We start from the raw sequence: 16,734 nt of genomic DNA, 5'->3' as shown, positions 1-16,734 counted from the left end.
CCTCTTACATCTCAACCATTTCTACGCCATCAATGCGTGCAACTGTCATTAAATCTTTATCACCACGACCTGAAACAGTCGCAATAATAATCTGATCTTTAGACATGGTTGGTGCAAGCTTAGAGACGTATGCCATTGCATGCGAGCTTTCAAGCGCAGGAATAATTCCTTCGATTTTGGTTAAGTCACGGAAACCTTGAAGAGCTTCTGTATCGTTAATTGGCACGTACTGTACGCGCTTCATATCTTTCAAGAAGCTATGTTCAGGACCAACGCCCGGATAATCAAGACCCGCCGAGATACTATGTGTCTCGATAATTTGGCCTTGTTCATCACTCATTAGGTAAGTACGGTTACCATGTAATACACCCACATGGCCTGCATTTAATGGCGCAGAGTGTTTACCAGTTTCAATACCAAAGCCAGCAGCCTCAACACCATACATTTTTACATTGGCATCATTTAAGAATGGATAGAACAAGCCCATTGCATTTGAACCACCACCTACACAAGCAACTAATGCATCTGGTAAGCGACCTGCTTGCTCCAAAATCTGTTTACGAGCTTCACGGCCAATAATTGACTGGAAGTCACGAACAAGTTGAGGGTAAGGATGCGGACCTGCAACTGTACCAATGACATAGTAAGTCGTATCAACGTTGGTTACCCAGTCACGCATTGCTTCGTTCATGGCATCTTTCAGCGTTTTAGAACCACTTTGTACAGGAACAACTGTTGCACCCAACAAACGCATACGATAAACATTCATGGCTTGACGTTTAACGTCTTCTGCACCCATATACACAACACACTCAAGACCTAAACGTGCTGCAATTGTTGCCGTTGCCACGCCATGCTGGCCTGCGCCAGTTTCAGCAATAATACGTTTTTTACCAGAAAGCTTTGCAAGTAGTGCTTGACCAATCGTGTTGTTTACCTTGTGTGAGCCTGTATGGTTCAAGTCTTCACGTTTAAGGTAAATTTGCGCACCGCCTAACTCTTTTGACCATCGCTCAGCATAATAAAGTGGACTAGGACGACCTACATAGTAGGCGAGGTCACGGTCGAATTCTGCCAAAAACTGTTCATCATTTTTCATGCGGGAATAGAGATTTTCTAAATCTTCTAATGCCGCCATTAGAGTTTCTGACACAAAACGTCCGCCATGGATACCGAAATGCCCATTTGCGTCTGGGAATTGGGTATAGTCAATCACATTATTTTGCTGATCCACGTTGGACTCCTTGCATAAATCGTTCAATGAGTTGTTGGTCTTTTATACCTTTTGCGGACTCTACGCCTCCGCTCACATCTACTGCAAAAGCACCGGTAGTATGAATAGCGTCAATGACATTGTCAGGGGTTAAACCACCTGCCAAAATTAAAGGAATATCAAGTTTCGGGAATTTAGACCAGTCAAACTGATGTCCTGTGCCCCCTTTAAGCTCAGGATGCCACGCATCGAGCAATACAGCACTGGCACCAGCTACCTGATATTTTTGAATTTCAGCAACTACATCCAGATCAGGTTTGACCTGAATCGCTTTATACCAGCGACGCTTACAATGGCGAGCAATATCTTGGCATTGTTCTGGAGTTTCATCGCCATGTAGTTGTAATACATCTAGGGGAACACAATCAAGTACATCCTGAATTTCAGCAGCACTCGCATTTACAAACAAACCTACCATTTGTACATAAGGCGGAACGTGTTTTGCTAATTCTTGTGCTTGTTCACCTGTTACATTTCTTGGACTTGGCGGAAAAAAAACAAAACCTATTGCATCTGCTCCAGCTGTGACTACTGCTTGAACATCCTGCTTACGAGTAATTCCACAGATTTTTGCTCGTGTACGTTTTTGGTTTGATGGGCTCATGATCTGCCTAAACTACAACCATTTTTTAAAATAAACGCCATTGTAATGCAATTTTTGTCCCTTGCGTAAAAGTTCTCTGGGAATTGCTCGAAATGACGTTGTAGGAAGCAATTCAGCACTTTATACTGCATTCAAATGGAAGCAAGTGTAAGCAATTGATGCTTTAGGGAAGCTGGTGAAAGTCCGGCACTGCCCCCGCAACGGTAACAATGTAAAGCATATTTTTTAAGTCGAGATCGACTTACACCACTGCAGTGATGTGGGAAGGTGAATATGTCCATAAATGAATTATGGCGCTGAAGTCCGGAGACCTGCTTGTTTCATCTATCTACCCGATCATTCACGTGGGGTGAATGTATGGAGCATGTTATGTCTAAGTCTTTTCAACCTACTCGTCTGGTAGGGGCTATCGCTATTGCGATGGGGTGTTCACCTGTTATTTTTGCTGAAGATACAACTAACGCAACTCAGCTCGATCCAATTGTAGTGACTGCTTCAAAAAGCGCAGAAAAAGCGAGTGAAGTTCCGGCGCGTATTTCAGTGATTGATGAAAAAACCATTGAGCAGAATCCATTATTAAACGTTTCAGATATTATTCAACGAGACCCATCCATCTACGTAAAACAAAGCGGTGGTCTAGGTCAGATTTCTGAAATTTCTCTTCGTGGTACTAAATCAGTTCATACATTGGTTCTTAAAGATGGCGCTCGTTTAAATAGTCAAAATGAACTTGGTCCTTTATATCCAGCATTTTTAGATACAACAGATGTTCAACAAATTGAAATCTTAAAAGGCCCAGCATCAGTTCAATATGGAAGCGATGCTATTGGCGGTGTAGTTCAGTTAATTTCTAAAAAACCTGAGAAAACAAGTGCTGAGCTAACAGGTATTTATGGTGAAAATAATACCTATAAGACTATTGTTAATGCCAATCTTGTAAGTGATCAAGGTTTCTATGCTCAAATAGGTGGACAACGCTTAGAAAGTGATGGAACACGTATTTTTGAAAGCCAACCAGAAAATGAAAAGGCTGGATATGATCAAAAAGGTTATCACGCTAAAGTAGGCTTCTTTCAAGAAAACTTAATAGATGCTTCTGCTTCAATTAGTGAAAATAAAGGCACTAATGTTTTCAGTAATGATTACATAACCAACACAGCACAGCGCCTATTCGAAAATCGAGTTATCAACACGAAAGTTGCTTATAATATTTTGCCTGATCTCATCATCAATGCACACTATGCAAATGTTCAGGATAAACAAAATGTTCCTGCTTACGACTCATATTACAATACTGAAAACAATGAAAGCGATCTAAACCTGAAATGGAAATTTACTCCAAATCAGAACATTTTGGTTGGTGCAACATATAACGATGCAAATTATAAAAGTAATACCATTCTTAACTCAGATAAAAGTGTAAATAGCACGGGATATTATTTACAGCATCAACTCAAAAATGATCTTTTTGACACCCAAGTTGGCGTTCGCTTAGAAGACAACCAACGCTTTGGTACTCATACTGTTGGACAAGGTGCTATCCGCTATCATTTCTTACCTAATGCTAGTGTATATGCAAATATCGGCAGTGCTTTCAGAGCTCCAACCTTGAATGAACTATATTCACAATGGGGAGGTAATGAAAACTTAGCGCCAGAAAAAAGCACTTCTTATGAAATGGGTGTGAACTATGATCTTACCTCTAATGTGAGTACTAATTTTTCTGTTTATCATACAAAAATTAAAGATCTTATTGCCTACAATGCAGGCACTAATACAAATATAGCTAAGGCGAATTTTACTGGTGGCGAAGCTGGAGTAAAGTGGCATCAAGATGATCTGTTCTTATCTACTGAATATGCTTACGTAAAAACAGAAAATGAAAAAGACAATACAGAAATTGCTTATCGCCCTCGCCAGACTCTCACTGTAAGCACAGGTTTAGAGAATGCAATGTATGGAATTAGTGCCTCGTTAATCGCTAGAGCTAAATCTTATGCAGATTCTGCAAACTCTATGCGAGTACCAGGTTACGCAACAGTAGACTTAAATGCTTATTGGAACGTTATTCCTAACGTAAAATTATTTACCAATATTCAAAATGTAGGTGATGTTCAATATCGTGAAGTATTAAATACATATCCTTCAAATGACTGGTATGTTAATTCAGGTCGCCAAGCTTCTGTTGGCGTAACTTTCCGTTATTAATTTTTCAATCTGATTATAAAAATATTTTATTAACTCCAGTTTCGGGGTAATGTTTTGACCGACATTATCCCCTTTTTTATGTTCAGGATATCCATCATGGGACACCGTTTAAGCAAAATCTATACACGCACAGGCGACTCAGGCACAACAGGTTTAGGCGATGGCTCTCGTGTTGCCAAAGATGATTTACGAATTGCGGCACTTGGTGATGTTGATGAACTGAACGCAATTATTGGTGTACTCCGTGCACAAATCACAGCCAGCCAAGTGACTAATAAAGCAGATTGGGACAAAAGCCTGAGCTTGATTCAACATTGGCTTTTCGACTTAGGTGGCGAAGTCTGTATTCCAAATTACAATTTACTTCAGCCCGTTTGTATTGAGTTTCTGGAAAAAGAAATTGACCGTATGAATGAAGATTTGCCTATGCTGAAAGAGTTTATTCTGCCATCTGGCTCTTTATCTTGCAGTTATGCTCATCAAGCGCGTGCTGTTTGCCGTCGTGCAGAACGGTCACTCATGTCAGTACAAACGCGTGATCAAAATATTCAAGCCACGGCGCTCCAACTTTTAAACCGTCTATCAGACTGGTTATTTGTCGCATCTCGTGCTCTACAGCGTGCCGAAGGTGGACAAGAAGTCCTTTGGCAAAAAAATATTAATGAGATTATTTAAAAATAGACTAACTTAAGTATGGTCTCTACTTTTGAAGAGACCATAACCAACAATAACTGAATAGAAGAAAATTATGCGCATTATTGGTCATCGTGGTGCACGCCGAGAAGCTCCTGAAAATACATTAGGGGGTTTTCAGCACATAAAAAACTTAGGTATTCGTGGTGTCGAATTTGATATTCGTCAGCTTCAGGACCAAGAATTGGTCGTTATTCATGACGATAATTTTTTACGTACAGCTGGAGTCGACCAAATTGTTGAGCAATCTACTTTGGCTCAAGCTTTAACATTTGATCATCGCAAAAACTGGCCCAACTGGCCAAATTCAGAGCCAACACCCACTCTTACAGATGTTTTAAAATTGCTTGATAACTTCGAGCATATTGAAGTTGAGGTTAAAGCTGTCAGAGATATGGCTTTTGCAGAAAAGTTAGTTCAAAAGCTTGAGTCTGAATTACAGGGTTATGAAAAAGTCGTAACTATCACAAGTTTCGATCTTCAAATTTTAACTGCCTTACGTGATATCAACTCACAATTTAAGCGCGGTTTGTTAGTTGAAATTCCAGTTGGAGCCACAGCAATTGAACTCGCTCATCAATTTGGTTGCTGTCATATTGGTTGGTATGACCAACTTGCTACAGATGAAATGATTCAACTATCTCATCAAGCAGGTTTAAACATTAGTGTCTGGACAGTAAATGATGTAGAAAGAGCAAAAAAGCTCCGTGATTTAGATATTCAGGGTTTAATTACAGATATTCCCACGACAATGCTCGAAGCACTTTAAATGGAAAAAGGTGGTATTAACCACCTTTTATTTTTTCTCTGCCTGAATTAGGCGTTGTCCGTTCTGATCAAGTAAATACAAGGTATTACCTACCAACTGGAAGCGTTGAATACGTTGTAAAGAGTCAACTAGTTCTGCTTCTTGAGCCAAAGCGCCATCACAACTTGAATGACCCGCATTCACTTCCATATCGAGTTTCTTTTGGTTGAAGTCGAAACTATATCGACCAAAAATACGGTTACATCCCGTATGACCAGACACAGTTTTGACTGCGGAGTTCAATGAAAGAGTCGGCCATTGGTTAAAGAATTTTGCCTTATGACCGTTGATTTGAGTAATTTGCCAATCAATATCTTGAACACCGTCTGGGCTCACTTTCTTTTTGACTACTGGTGTTTGTACATGGTGTGTTGGTTTTACATGGCCTTTTTGAATATTTTGTTGCGGCGTGCTTTGGCAGGCTGCCAATACAAGGCTGATTGCGATGAAAAGACATTTCAATGGCAATTTTCCTGCAATATCAATGCTATTCTTTTTTCTCAATCGCTGTATTTTCATTACACAACTTCTCCTATCTGAAATGTTGCCAAGCATGGTTTAATTCTGTTACGGTTCTTTCAATACATCTGTACAATAATGTTAGTGATTCTCACTATGCACGTGCTAATATGATGTGCAAAATAGCAATAAATCTTGATGATTGGTTTTGCTATGTCGTTTTGTCTTTTTACCTTGTATGACAAGGTTTCTAGGAGCGCTGCCGGATATGACTTCCGCCCCACTCAAGGCCCCAATTAACTGGACCGCTAGCATTACCTTAATTGGTTTACCAATTCTTGCTGCAATCATAATCCCGATTTATGCGTATTATTATGATTTTAGTGTAAGCGCATGGGTAAGCTTATTTTTTCTTTTAGCTTTAAGTAGCATGGGGATTACTGCTGGTTACCATCGTCTTTGGGCACACCGTGCTTATGAAGCGTCATTACCACTTAAAATTCTTTTAATGATTGGCGGCACATTTGCTGTACAAAACAGTATTCTGTTTTGGGCATCTGGTCACCGTACTCACCACCGCCATGTTGACCATGTGGATGAAGATCCGTACTCAATTGAACGTGGTTTCTGGTATGCCCATATGGGTTGGATGATCCGCGATCATTCTCCATCTAAACCTGACTTTAAAAATGCACCTGATTTGCTCAATGACAAACTCGTGATGTTCCAGCATAAATACTATGCTTTGCTGGTTGTAGCAGTTCATGTCGGCATTTTAGGTTTAGTTGGTTGGGCAACTGGCGATTTATGGGGAGTTGTTCTTCTCGGTGGCTTATTACGTTTAATCATTAGCCATCAAGTAACATTCTTCATTAACTCACTTTGCCACATGTTTGGTAAACGTCCTTATACCGATGAAAACTCAGCACGCGATAACTTCTGGTTAGCGATTGCAACATGGGGCGAGGGTTACCATAACTATCACCATATTTTCCAATACGATTATCGTAATGGTGTGAAATGGTGGCAGTATGACCCGACTAAATGGTTAATCTGGACATGTTCTAAAGTTGGTTTAGCAAAGAACTTACGTCGTATTCCAAGCTTTAATATTAAAAAAGCAGAATTGGCAATGAAGTTTAAATATGCTGAACAAGACCTTGCTATTTATGGTCATGACGTAAATGCCGATATGAGTCAAATGAAGCAACGCATTGCTCAAGAATATGAAGCATTTACCCACACTTTAAATGACTGGGCGAAACTCAAAGAACAAGAGTTACAAGCGAAGAAAGCAGCTATGGCTGAAAAGATTCATAAAATGGATCATAAGTTAAAGGTTGATTTCCAATTGCTTGAACATCGTTTGAGTCATCACCGTGAGTGTTTAGAAACTTTAATGCGCAACATTAAAAAGAACACAAACGTCGTACCAGACTAATACGAGTCTAGTTCGAAATAGCGCCTGTAAAGCCATGCTTTGCAGGCGCTATTTTTTTGGCTCGTTTTTAACTATGGTATAGTGAAGTTCGCCTCAAATATTTAGTCCAGCCTATGCAATTCAATCCGCTTTATTCATCACTCAATCCAAAGCTTTTTCATATACAACAGCCTTCTCCTCTGCGTGGTGCGAAAGCTGGTCACTTTAATTTAGCTTTAGCCGAAGAGTTACAATGGACAGATGAAGAAAAACAAGCTTGGGTAGAAATTTGCAGTGGTCAGCGGACTTTCTCAGAGTTTCCCCCTTTAGCAATGGTTTATGCAGGCCATCAGTTTGGACAATGGGCAGGTCAGCTAGGCGATGGACGTGGTTTACTTATTGGCCAAATTCTTAATAAAAAAGGCCAAACCATCGATTTGCATTTGAAGGGCGCAGGCCCTACTCCCTATTCGCGTATGGGAGATGGTCGAGCAGTTCTACGTTCAGTTGTTCGTGAATATTTAGCAGGTCATGCCTTAAATGCGCTAGGAGTCGCATCGAGTCATGCAGTAGGTTTTACAAGCTCTGCTCAAGGTGTACAGCGTGAAAAACTAGAGCCAGGCGCAATGCTGCTTAGAACATCTGAATGTCATATCCGTTTAGGTCATTTTGAATGGATCAATCAATATGCACCAGAGTTATTAGCTGAGTTCACTCAAAAATGTATTGAATGGCACTATCCAGAATGCCAAAAAGAAGAACAACCTATTTTAGCTTTTGCTAAAGCTGTGATTAGAAATACAGCCATCATGATTGCCAAATGGCAGCTGCTCGGTTTTGCTCACGGCGTGATGAATACCGATAACTTAAATATTACAGGTTCTACACTCGATTTTGGTCCATATGGTTTTATGGAACGCTTTCGCCCCAATTGGATTAACAACCATTCTGACTACCAAGGGCGTTACACCTACCAAAACCAGCCAAGTATTGCACACTGGAATTTATGGACTTGGTTAAATAATCTAGTTCCACTTGCTGAACCTGAGCAAAAAGAGCAATTCAAAGAAGAATTAGCTGCTTGCTTAGAAGAGTTTGAACCCACCTTTATTGAGCACTACACCACTGGATTGTGCAAAAAAATGGGACTTCCTCATTTCCACAAAGACAGTACTGAATGCGGCTTAAGTTTTTTGCGTATTTTGCAAACGGAGCAGCTTGATTACACTCAAAGCTTTATTCGACTACAAAATAAAGAATACAAAGCACTACGAGATGATTGTCTTGATATTCGACAGTTTGATGAGTTTCTTACCCAATATGAAAGCATTCGTGAGCACCAAGATACAGATGAACTTGATGCAAACATGCAACAAGCAAATCCAATTTATATTTTACGTAATCATATGGCACAACGAGCGATTGAAGCAGCGGAGCGAGATGATTTTAGTGAGGTAGACCGTTTGTTTAAGCTACTCAATCATCCTTATACAAGACAGCCAGACTTGGAAAAACCAGAAGATTTAGGACCATTACCAAGCGATGTACCTGATGTAGCGGTGAGTTGTTCGTCTTAATATAAAAAACTAAAACTCTCTTAAGTGGCTTAGCTTAAGAGAGTTTCTTAATCATCAAAGAATAATATATGAAAATTAGACCTATCATTATTTGTACACTTCTATTCATTCCACTCGGAATTGCTTTTTATAAGTATGAAAAATATTTACCTACTTTTTCAGGCTCTCATGAAGCACTTACAAGTAATGAGATATCCCATCTTATAAAGACAAAACCTGTAACCTCAATTGAAGTGTTTAAAAATCAACGCATACTTCTACTCAAAAGTAATCAGGAAGTAATTCGTCGTTATCCTATTCGTTTAGGCTTCAACCCTGAAGGGCATAAAAATTTTGAAAATGACGGTAAAACACCTGAAGGTGTTTATTCTATAGACTGGCGCAATCCCCAAAGTGCTTTCTATAAATCATTACATATTTCCTATCCCGATGCGAAAGATATTGCTTATGCCAAACAGCATAACCAGCCAACAGGCGGAAATATCATGATCCATGGATCAGTTCCAAAATCCTTACTCTCGATGCCTTTTAGTTCAACCTATATGCCACACAAAGATTGGACTTTAGGTTGTGTCGCAGTTAGAAATGTAGATATAGATGAAATTTGGCAGTTAGTTCCCAATCACACCAAGATTATAATTTATCCATAATCTTTGAAAACTATCCACATTTTCTGTGGATAACATTGTGGTTATCCACAGAATAACTTTTCCAAACAATTATTCTTCTGGATATTCGAAGCGATACCCTACACCGTAAACAGCTTGAATCCACTCATGACGGTTACCAGTTTCCGCTACTTCCGTGATTTTTCGACGCAAGTTTTTAATATGGCTATCAATAACTCGGTCAGCGACATCAAAGCTATCCGGATTAATATGGTCTAATAATTGTGCACGTGAATAAACTTGCCCCACATGTTCTAAAAATAGCTCAAGTAGGCGAAATTCTGTCGGCGTTAAACTTAAAGATTTTTGTTGATACCAAATTCTTTGTTGAGCTTTATCGATCCGGAACGAATCATTTTGTTCTGGCTCGGCCTTACGTTCCAAACGACGTAAAACTGCTTGTACACGGGCAACTAACTCTTTTGGACTAAAAGGTTTGCACACATAATCGTCTGCTCCCATATTTAGACCTAAAACACGGTCAATTTCTTCAGTACGCGCAGTCACCATAATAATCGGTAAATCTGACTGTTCACGCACCTTACGGCAAATGGTTAAACCATCCATTCTTGGAACCATTAAGTCCAGAATCATTAAATTAGGTTTGCGTTGTTGAAAGCTCGTATAAGCATCTTGACCATCATGAAACATGCTAACTTCGAAACCAGCAGCCTCAAGATAATCACGCACTAGCTGCGCTAACTCGACTTCATCCTCAACCAACATTACATGTTTCATGGGCCATTTTTCCTTTTATTTAACTCTGCTTTTCAAAGGTCAGTACACAACGTAGACCACCTAATGGTGAGTGCTCAAAACTGAGTGTACCACCAAGCGCTTGCGCAATTTTACAAGATAAAGCTAAGCCTAGTCCTGTTCCACCTGTACTACGCGTGCGCGAATCATCGACACGATAAAAACGTTCACCTAAACGAGACAATTGTTCATCATTTAAACCAAATGGGCTGTCATCGACATATAAAGTCCAATTTTGGGCGGTTTGACGTGTATGAATATGAATTTTTCCACCTGTTTCGGTATAACGAATACTATTACTAATCAAATTCACGATAATTTGTTTAAACCGGTCACGGTCTAATAATAATGGAACGCCCTCACCTTCAACCTCAATTTCTAAGCCTGCCTGTTCGAGTTTAGGTCTAAAATTTTCGACCTCTTGAAGTACAACATCCCATGGATTGACCGAACTAACATAACATTTAAGTTGCTGAGCATCGGCCTGAGCCAAGTCTGCAAGGTCTTGAGTGAGTTTCTTTAAACTCGAAACTTGTCGCATCATGGCATCAAGGTGTTCAGGGGTCGCCTTTCGAATACCATCTTGCATTGCTTCAATTTGCGCCTGCAAAACAGCTAATGGTGTTTTCAATTCATGAGATGTATCTGCAACCCATTGACGGCGTGATTCTTCATGTTGATGTAGAATCTCGGCCAAATGGTTCAATTGAGTCGATAAATCACCAAGTTCATCATTACGTTTAATGACCACTTGATGTTGATAATTACCTTTAGTTAACTCCTTTGTCGCATTTAATAAACGTTGAATTGGCTTTTTAAAATAAGTTGCCATTAAAAGTGCTGCAACTAAACTCGATAGTAAAGTTAAGGCATAAATTAAAAGTAAATAACGCTTTTGATTACTAAAGAAATTAATACTTAAAGCATCTTCTTTATCTAGAACTGGTTTTAGGCCTAAATAACCGACCACCTGATTATTAACGATGATGGGACGGTAAGACATTTGATCTGAAGATGGAGGTTCACCAACTACAAATTGATGTTTGGCATCATATAAAGATAAACGAGAACTTAAGCCCAAACGGTCTGGTAAAGCAATAAAGCGCTTCTTACCATTTTGAGTCTCAATGTCTTTGAGACTTCCTCTTTTTGACTTGTTTTTACTGTCATCACGTGGACGAAACTGGTTGGCACTTAATGGGAATTTTAAACCTTCAAATGGTTGATACTCAGAAGGCAAATTCTTTTCCAATGTGCGTAGCTCTTCATCACTAAAAATAGAGTTTTTATTTGCAGTCGCACCATCTGGAGAAACATTAATGAGAGTGTGCTCATCGAACGAATGCTGCTGGATGGCAATATCATATTGGCGTCTTAACCACCACTGCGAAAGACGGTCATAATCATCTGGAGCTGCCGTTCCTTCAATTTGTAAGATTTGCGCCTGAATCGCATTTCCCCAATCATGATAAACGGTATAGACATTTCCAAGATTGGTCATGAGCCGATCTAGCTTTTGCATTTCAACATCGGCCACATATTTGGCAAAGTTCTTTTGCATCGTCCAGTGCAGAACACTCAAACTTGCGGTTGCAATTAACAGCGTAGTAAGCAAGACCGTTAAAAATAGCCGCAATGCAATGGGAACACGTAGTACGTTCAAAAGCACTCTCTCATTTTTACCTTATATTTGGCATTGTAACTAACAACGAAAAGAAAAACTCTCCATTGTTTCTTCATCTTTATTATCTAATCTTTAAGCCATCTGAAAACAAACATTAAAGGGCTTTAAACATGAAAATGACGGCAAAAATCGCATTATTCAGTGCAGCAATTGTAACTATGGGCAGTTTGGCTGCGTGTCAATCAAACCCGCAAACGCCTAATTCAGAACATCACATGATGCAAGATGGTCCACGAGATGGCCACCACCGTATGAAACACCGTGAATTTACCCCTGAGCAAAAAGCAGCGTGGGAACAGCATCGTGCAGAACGTCAAGCTCGTTTTGAACAGATTCAAAAAGCATGTGAAGGCAAAGCAAATGGTCAAGCTGTAAATGTTCAAGTTGGAGATAGAACACTTGAAGGTACATGTAACCTTCGTTTTGAGCCAAAGCGCCCTCAACCTCCAATAAATGCCCCGGCTCCAGTAGCACCTCAAGCAAAATAATTCTAAAAATATTCAAATAAAAGGCGCCTATAGGTGCCTTTTTTTGTGTACATAACTACTTACGATTTTGACTATTTGTCTCATCTAAATTTCACTAAAAGTGTTTACACTCAAAGCACTTACATAGTTCAAGTATTTTTTTCTTGACTTTGCAGTCACAAAGTAAAGGCCCTGAGGTGCTTGTACAGTTATGCAAGTTGTTGCACGATGTAATGGTTCAAGGTGCCTCTTATGGCACATTATCGTAGATTAGGATTATAACTCTGGTTTCACCAGTATTGAGGAACCCGATATGCCACAATACAAAGCGCCCTTACGTGATATGCAATTCGTTTTGCATGAATTATTAAATGCTGAAGAACACTATGCAAAATTACCTGATTTCCAAGGTAACGTAAGCCGTGAATTGGTTGATCAATATTTAGAAGCTGCGGCAGACTTCTGTGAAAATGAACTTTCTCCTTTAAACCAAGTTGGCGACCGCGAAGGTTGTACTTGGAATGATGGTGTTGTAACTACACCAACAGGCTTTAAAGAAGCTTATCAAAAATATATTGAACTTGGCTTCCCATCTTTATCAGCAGAAGAACAATACGGCGGTCAAGGCTTACCTAACTCTTTAGGTATCGCAATTTCTGAAATGGTGGGTAGCTCTAACTGGGCATGGGGTATGTACCCTGGCTTGTCTCACGGAGCAGTACGTACATTAGAACATCATGGTTCTGATGAGCAAAAAAATACGTACTTACCAAACCTTGTTTCAGGTGTTTGGACAGGTACGATGTGCTTAACTGAATCTCACGCAGGTTCAGACTTAGGTATTATCCGCACTAAAGCAGAACCAAATGCAGATGGTAGCTATGCAATCTCTGGCGAGAAAATCTTTATCTCTGCTGGTGAACACGACATGGCTGAAAACATCATCCATATCGTTCTTGCTCGCCTTCCGGGTGCACCTAAAGGTACTAAAGGTATTTCGTTATTCATCGTTCCTAAATTCCATGTAAATGCAGATGGAACTGTGGGCGAGCGTAATGCGGTACGTTGTGGTTCTATCGAGCACAAAATGGGTATCCATGGTAACGCGACTTGTGTCATCAACTTTGACCAAGCTAAAGGTTATTTAATTGGACCTGAAAACCGTGGTTTGAACTGTATGTTCACCTTCATGAACACAGCACGTATTGGTACTGCTGTTCAAGGTTTAGCAGCATCTGAGTCATCTTTCCAAGGTGCCTTAACTTACGCGAAAGAGCGTTTAGCAATGCGTTCACTTTCTGGTCCTAAAGCTCCAGAAAAAGAAGCAGATCCTATTATTGTTCACCCTGCTGTTCGTAACATGCTTTTAACTCAAAAAGCGTTTGCTGAAGGTGGTCGTGCACTTGTTTACTTACTTGCTCAATATGCAGATATCGTTGAGAAAGGCGAATCTGAAGAAGAGCGCAAGTTTGCTGACAATATCTTGTCTTTATTGACTCCAATTGCAAAAGCATTCTTAACTGAAACAGGTTCTGAGTCTGCTAAGCACGGTGTTCAAGTCTTCGGTGGTCATGGCTTTATTTCTGAGCATGGTATGGAGCAAATCGTACGTGATACACGTATTGCTTGCTTGTATGAAGGTACAACTGAAATTCAAGCACTAGACTTGTTAGGCCGTAAAGTTTTACAAACTCAAGGTGCAATGCTTCGTGATTTCACCAAGATTGTTCACAAGTTTGTAGAAGCAAATAAAGACAATGCTGCCATGAAAGAATTTGTTGAGCCACTTGCTGCGCTAAACAAAGAATGGGGCGACCTCACTATGCAAATCGGTATGCGTGCAATGCAAAATCCGGATGAAGTGGGTGCAGCAGCTGTAGATTACCTCTACTTCGCTGGTTACGTAACTTTAGCGTATCTATGGGCTCGTATGGCACTTGTAGCACAAGAGAAATTGGCAGAAGGTACAACTGACGTTGATTTCTATAACGCGAAAGTTACAACTGCTCGCTTCTACTTCAAGAAAATCTTGCCACGCGTACGTTCTCATGTAGACGTGATTGCTGGTGGTCTAGATCCATTGATGTCATTAGATGCTGAACATTTCGCTTTCTAACCATAGTTAGTTGCGATATGCAATGTTAAAAACCAAAAAAGGACTGCTCAGTTTTGACGGTCCTTTTTTTATAAAATCAGTGATAAATTTAGACTTTAAATTCAATATCCATTTCGTTTTACAGGATATCTAGCACAGGTCGATGTGCATAAAAAAGGTGAACGATTATGCCAATTTACAATGCTCCTTTAGCTGATATGAAATTCATCTTAAATGATGTATTTAAAGCAGAACAATTTTGGCAGTCTAATGAGAAACTCGCTCATGTAGATGCTGCAACTGCTGAAGCAATTTTAGAAGAAATGGCTAAATTTGCTCAGAACGTGACTCATCCATTAAACCGTACTGGTGATGAAGAAGGCGCTCGTTACGAAAATGGCGAAGTCTTTACTCCTGCTGGCTTTAAAGATGCATTTCGTCAATATGCAGAAGGTGGTTGGATTGGCTTAGGCGCAGATGAAGAATGGGGCGGTCAAGGCATGCCAAAAATGCTTACCGTTCTTGCCGATGAAATGTTATTTGCGACAAACCCATCTTTCATGCTCTACCCGCTTCTTTCAGTGGGTGCAGGTATGGCTTTAAGCAGCTATGCTTCTCAAGAGCAAAAAGAAACGTATTTACCTAAAATCTATTCAGGTGAATGGTCAGGTACTATGTGCTTGACTGAACCACACGCAGGTACTGATTTAGGTATTATCAAAACTAAAGCAGAGCGTAATGAAGACGGTACATATAACATTACTGGTACTAAAATCTTCATTACTGGTGGTGATAACGATTTAGCAGAAAACATCATTCACTTAGTGCTTGCTAAAACTCCTGATGCTCCTGCTGGTTCACGTGGAATCTCGCTATTTATCGTACCGAAATACCTTGTAAATGAAGATGGTTCTGTAGGCGACCGTAACCATGTTGGCCCAGGTTCTATTGAACATAAAATGGGTATCAAAGCATCTGCTACTTGTGTGATGAACTTTGACGGAGCAAAAGGTTACCTCGTTGGTAAAGAAAACGAAGGCCTTGCTGCAATGTTCGTTATGATGAACTACGAACGTTTATCAATGGGTATTCAAGGCTTAGGTGCTTCTGAATTTGCTTATCAAAATGCTGCTCAATACGCGACGGATCGTTTACAAGGTCGTAGTGCTGCGGGCGTTCAATCACCAAGCAAACCTGCTGACAGTATTTTAGTACACGGTGATGTACGCCGTATGTTGTTAAACGTACGTGCAAACAACGAAGCTTCTCGTGCATTTGCAGTTTATGTAGGTCAACAGCTCGATATCACTAAGTTCTCAACTGATGCAGAAGCTGTGAAAAAAGCCAATAATCGCGTTGCGCTTTTAACACCAATCGCAAAAGCTTACCTTACAGATACAGCATTCCAAGCAACTTTAGATGCTCAAATGGTATTTGGTGGTCACGGTTATATTCGTGAATGGGGTATGGAACAATGTATTCGTGATCTTCGTATTGCTCAAATCTACGAAGGTACCAACGGCGTTCAATCTCAAGATTTAATTGGTCGTAAGACCATTAAATGTGGCGGTGCATTCATTGCTGAATACATCACTGAAATTCGTGACTTTGCAAATGACTTAGACACCGATTTGAACTTCATTAAAGATGCAACTTTAGATGCTGCAACTGAAATTGAAGCGATTACTCAGTTTATTATTGAACAAGCTGCTGAAAATGTAGACTTCCCAAATGCTGCTGCTGTTGATTACTTACATGCAGTAGGCTTACTCAGCTTCTCTTATATGTTTGCGAAAATTGCTGCCGCGGCTAAAGACAAATCTGGTGACTTCTACCAAAACAAACTTGCTTTAGCTCAATACTTTGTTGAACGTATCTTGCCGGATATTGATGCACGTATTGCTAAAATTAAAGCGGGTGCTGACTTAATTATGGGCTTTAGTGAAGACTACTTTACTAACCAAGCATAATTAAGTTTTTCATAAAAACGCCTGAGTAATCAGGCGTTTTTTTATTTTGTAT

At 39.9% G+C, this 16,734-nt stretch carries 14 protein-coding genes and 1 riboswitch; of the genes, 9 read left to right on the top strand and 5 right to left on the bottom strand.

Annotated elements, in window-relative coordinates:
• Window positions 1-4: 4 nt before the first annotated feature.
• Entirely contained in the window at window positions 5-1,234 is a 1,230-nt protein-coding gene (gene trpB / locus ACG59Z_RS12465) for a tryptophan synthase subunit beta (protein WP_049065708.1), read from the bottom strand.
• Entirely contained in the window at window positions 1,218-1,877 is a 660-nt protein-coding gene (locus ACG59Z_RS12460) for a phosphoribosylanthranilate isomerase (protein ID WP_400199667.1), read from the bottom strand. Before ACG59Z_RS12460 ends, trpB begins: the two co-directional genes overlap by 17 nt.
• 126 nt (window positions 1,878-2,003) lie before the next feature.
• Window positions 2,004-2,211: riboswitch (cobalamin riboswitch) on the top strand.
• Window positions 2,212-2,234: 23 nt separating this feature from the next.
• On the opposite strand from ACG59Z_RS12460, the gene ACG59Z_RS12455 reads away from it, so the two are divergent.
• The 3 genes from ACG59Z_RS12455 (at window position 2,235) to ACG59Z_RS12445 (ending at window position 5,547) form a co-directional block, all read left to right on the top strand.
• Window positions 2,235-4,085 carry a TonB-dependent receptor plug domain-containing protein gene (locus tag ACG59Z_RS12455; protein ID WP_400199665.1) on the top strand — a complete coding sequence of 617 codons (1,851 nt, stop codon included), beginning with the start codon at window positions 2,235-2,237 and terminating at the stop codon, window positions 4,083-4,085.
• 96 nt (window positions 4,086-4,181) lie between these two features.
• Window positions 4,182-4,760 carry a cob(I)yrinic acid a,c-diamide adenosyltransferase gene (locus tag ACG59Z_RS12450; protein WP_068564952.1) on the top strand — a complete coding sequence of 193 codons (579 nt, stop codon included), beginning with the start codon at window positions 4,182-4,184 and terminating at the stop codon, window positions 4,758-4,760.
• Between the two features lie 73 nt (window positions 4,761-4,833).
• A complete protein-coding gene (locus tag ACG59Z_RS12445) occupies window positions 4,834-5,547 on the top strand; it encodes a glycerophosphodiester phosphodiesterase (protein ID WP_400199664.1) in 714 nt (237 codons plus the stop codon).
• Window positions 5,548-5,574: 27 nt separating this feature from the next.
• Here ACG59Z_RS12445 and ACG59Z_RS12440 read toward each other — a convergent pair whose 3' ends face one another.
• Window positions 5,575-6,105, bottom strand: coding sequence for an META domain-containing protein (locus tag ACG59Z_RS12440; RefSeq protein WP_400199663.1), 531 nt, complete (start codon window positions 6,103-6,105; stop codon window positions 5,575-5,577).
• Between the two features lie 208 nt (window positions 6,106-6,313).
• On the opposite strand from ACG59Z_RS12440, the gene ACG59Z_RS12435 reads away from it, so the two are divergent.
• The 3 genes from ACG59Z_RS12435 (at window position 6,314) to ACG59Z_RS12425 (ending at window position 9,692) form a co-directional block, all read left to right on the top strand.
• A complete protein-coding gene (locus ACG59Z_RS12435) occupies window positions 6,314-7,486 on the top strand; it encodes an acyl-CoA desaturase (RefSeq protein WP_263614561.1) in 1,173 nt (390 codons plus the stop codon).
• A 113-nt stretch (window positions 7,487-7,599) separates the two neighbouring features.
• Window positions 7,600-9,042 (top strand): YdiU family protein, encoded by a 1,443-nt coding sequence (locus tag ACG59Z_RS12430; RefSeq protein WP_400199661.1) that lies wholly within the window; start codon window positions 7,600-7,602, stop codon window positions 9,040-9,042.
• Between the two features lie 68 nt (window positions 9,043-9,110).
• Window positions 9,111-9,692, top strand: coding sequence for a murein L,D-transpeptidase family protein (locus ACG59Z_RS12425; RefSeq protein ID WP_400199660.1), 582 nt, complete (start codon window positions 9,111-9,113; stop codon window positions 9,690-9,692).
• Between the two features lie 69 nt (window positions 9,693-9,761).
• Here the strand turns inward: ACG59Z_RS12425 and ACG59Z_RS12420 are convergent, their stop codons facing one another.
• A complete protein-coding gene (locus tag ACG59Z_RS12420; RefSeq protein ID WP_263614564.1) occupies window positions 9,762-10,448 on the bottom strand; it encodes a response regulator in 687 nt (228 codons plus the stop codon).
• A gap of 19 nt (window positions 10,449-10,467) precedes the next feature.
• Window positions 10,468-12,129, bottom strand: a complete 1,662-nt coding sequence (baeS, locus tag ACG59Z_RS12415; protein WP_400199657.1) for a sensor histidine kinase efflux regulator BaeS — start codon at window positions 12,127-12,129, stop codon at window positions 10,468-10,470.
• Window positions 12,130-12,260: 131 nt separating this feature from the next.
• Between baeS and ACG59Z_RS12410 the strand changes: the two genes are divergently transcribed.
• The 3 genes from ACG59Z_RS12410 to ACG59Z_RS12400 all read left to right on the top strand — a co-directional run bounded on the left by ACG59Z_RS12410 (window position 12,261) and on the right by ACG59Z_RS12400 (window position 16,682).
• Window positions 12,261-12,638, top strand: coding sequence for a hypothetical protein (locus tag ACG59Z_RS12410; RefSeq protein ID WP_263614566.1), 378 nt, complete (start codon window positions 12,261-12,263; stop codon window positions 12,636-12,638).
• A 292-nt stretch (window positions 12,639-12,930) separates the two neighbouring features.
• Window positions 12,931-14,733, top strand: coding sequence for an acyl-CoA dehydrogenase C-terminal domain-containing protein (locus ACG59Z_RS12405; protein WP_019457492.1), 1,803 nt, complete (start codon window positions 12,931-12,933; stop codon window positions 14,731-14,733).
• 167 nt (window positions 14,734-14,900) lie between these two features.
• Window positions 14,901-16,682, top strand: a complete 1,782-nt coding sequence (locus ACG59Z_RS12400; RefSeq protein ID WP_343569722.1) for an acyl-CoA dehydrogenase C-terminal domain-containing protein — start codon at window positions 14,901-14,903, stop codon at window positions 16,680-16,682.
• Window positions 16,683-16,734 lie beyond the last annotated feature (52 nt).

Origin of the sequence: Acinetobacter sp. ABJ_C1_1 (assembly GCF_044684115.1) — a bacterium.
Classification (GTDB): Bacteria; Pseudomonadota; Gammaproteobacteria; order Pseudomonadales; family Moraxellaceae; genus Acinetobacter; species Acinetobacter nosocomialis_A.
Note: the sequence above shows the minus strand (reverse complement) of the source record. Positions and strands in the feature narration are given on the sequence as shown.

Bases quoted from the DNA above. Each gene is read 5' to 3' on its own strand.
- ACG59Z_RS12460 (WP_400199667.1), bottom strand. From the start codon at position 1,877: ATGAGCCCATCAAACCAAAAACGTACACGAGCAAAAATCTGTGGAATT.
- ACG59Z_RS12455 (WP_400199665.1), top strand. From the start codon at position 2,235: ATGGAGCATGTTATGTCTAAGTCTTTTCAACCTACTCGTCTGGTAGGG.
- ACG59Z_RS12445 (WP_400199664.1), top strand. From the start codon at position 4,834: ATGCGCATTATTGGTCATCGTGGTGCACGCCGAGAAGCTCCTGAAAAT.
- ACG59Z_RS12400 (WP_343569722.1), top strand. From the start codon at position 14,901: ATGCCAATTTACAATGCTCCTTTAGCTGATATGAAATTCATCTTAAAT.
- ACG59Z_RS12410 (WP_263614566.1), top strand. From the start codon at position 12,261: ATGAAAATGACGGCAAAAATCGCATTATTCAGTGCAGCAATTGTAACT.
- ACG59Z_RS12440 (WP_400199663.1), bottom strand. From the start codon at position 6,105: ATGAAAATACAGCGATTGAGAAAAAAGAATAGCATTGATATTGCAGGA.
- ACG59Z_RS12430 (WP_400199661.1), top strand. From the start codon at position 7,600: ATGCAATTCAATCCGCTTTATTCATCACTCAATCCAAAGCTTTTTCAT.
- ACG59Z_RS12435 (WP_263614561.1), top strand. From the start codon at position 6,314: ATGACTTCCGCCCCACTCAAGGCCCCAATTAACTGGACCGCTAGCATT.
- ACG59Z_RS12405 (WP_019457492.1), top strand. From the start codon at position 12,931: ATGCCACAATACAAAGCGCCCTTACGTGATATGCAATTCGTTTTGCAT.
- ACG59Z_RS12450 (WP_068564952.1), top strand. From the start codon at position 4,182: ATGGGACACCGTTTAAGCAAAATCTATACACGCACAGGCGACTCAGGC.
- ACG59Z_RS12425 (WP_400199660.1), top strand. From the start codon at position 9,111: ATGAAAATTAGACCTATCATTATTTGTACACTTCTATTCATTCCACTC.
- ACG59Z_RS12420 (WP_263614564.1), bottom strand. From the start codon at position 10,448: ATGAAACATGTAATGTTGGTTGAGGATGAAGTCGAGTTAGCGCAGCTA.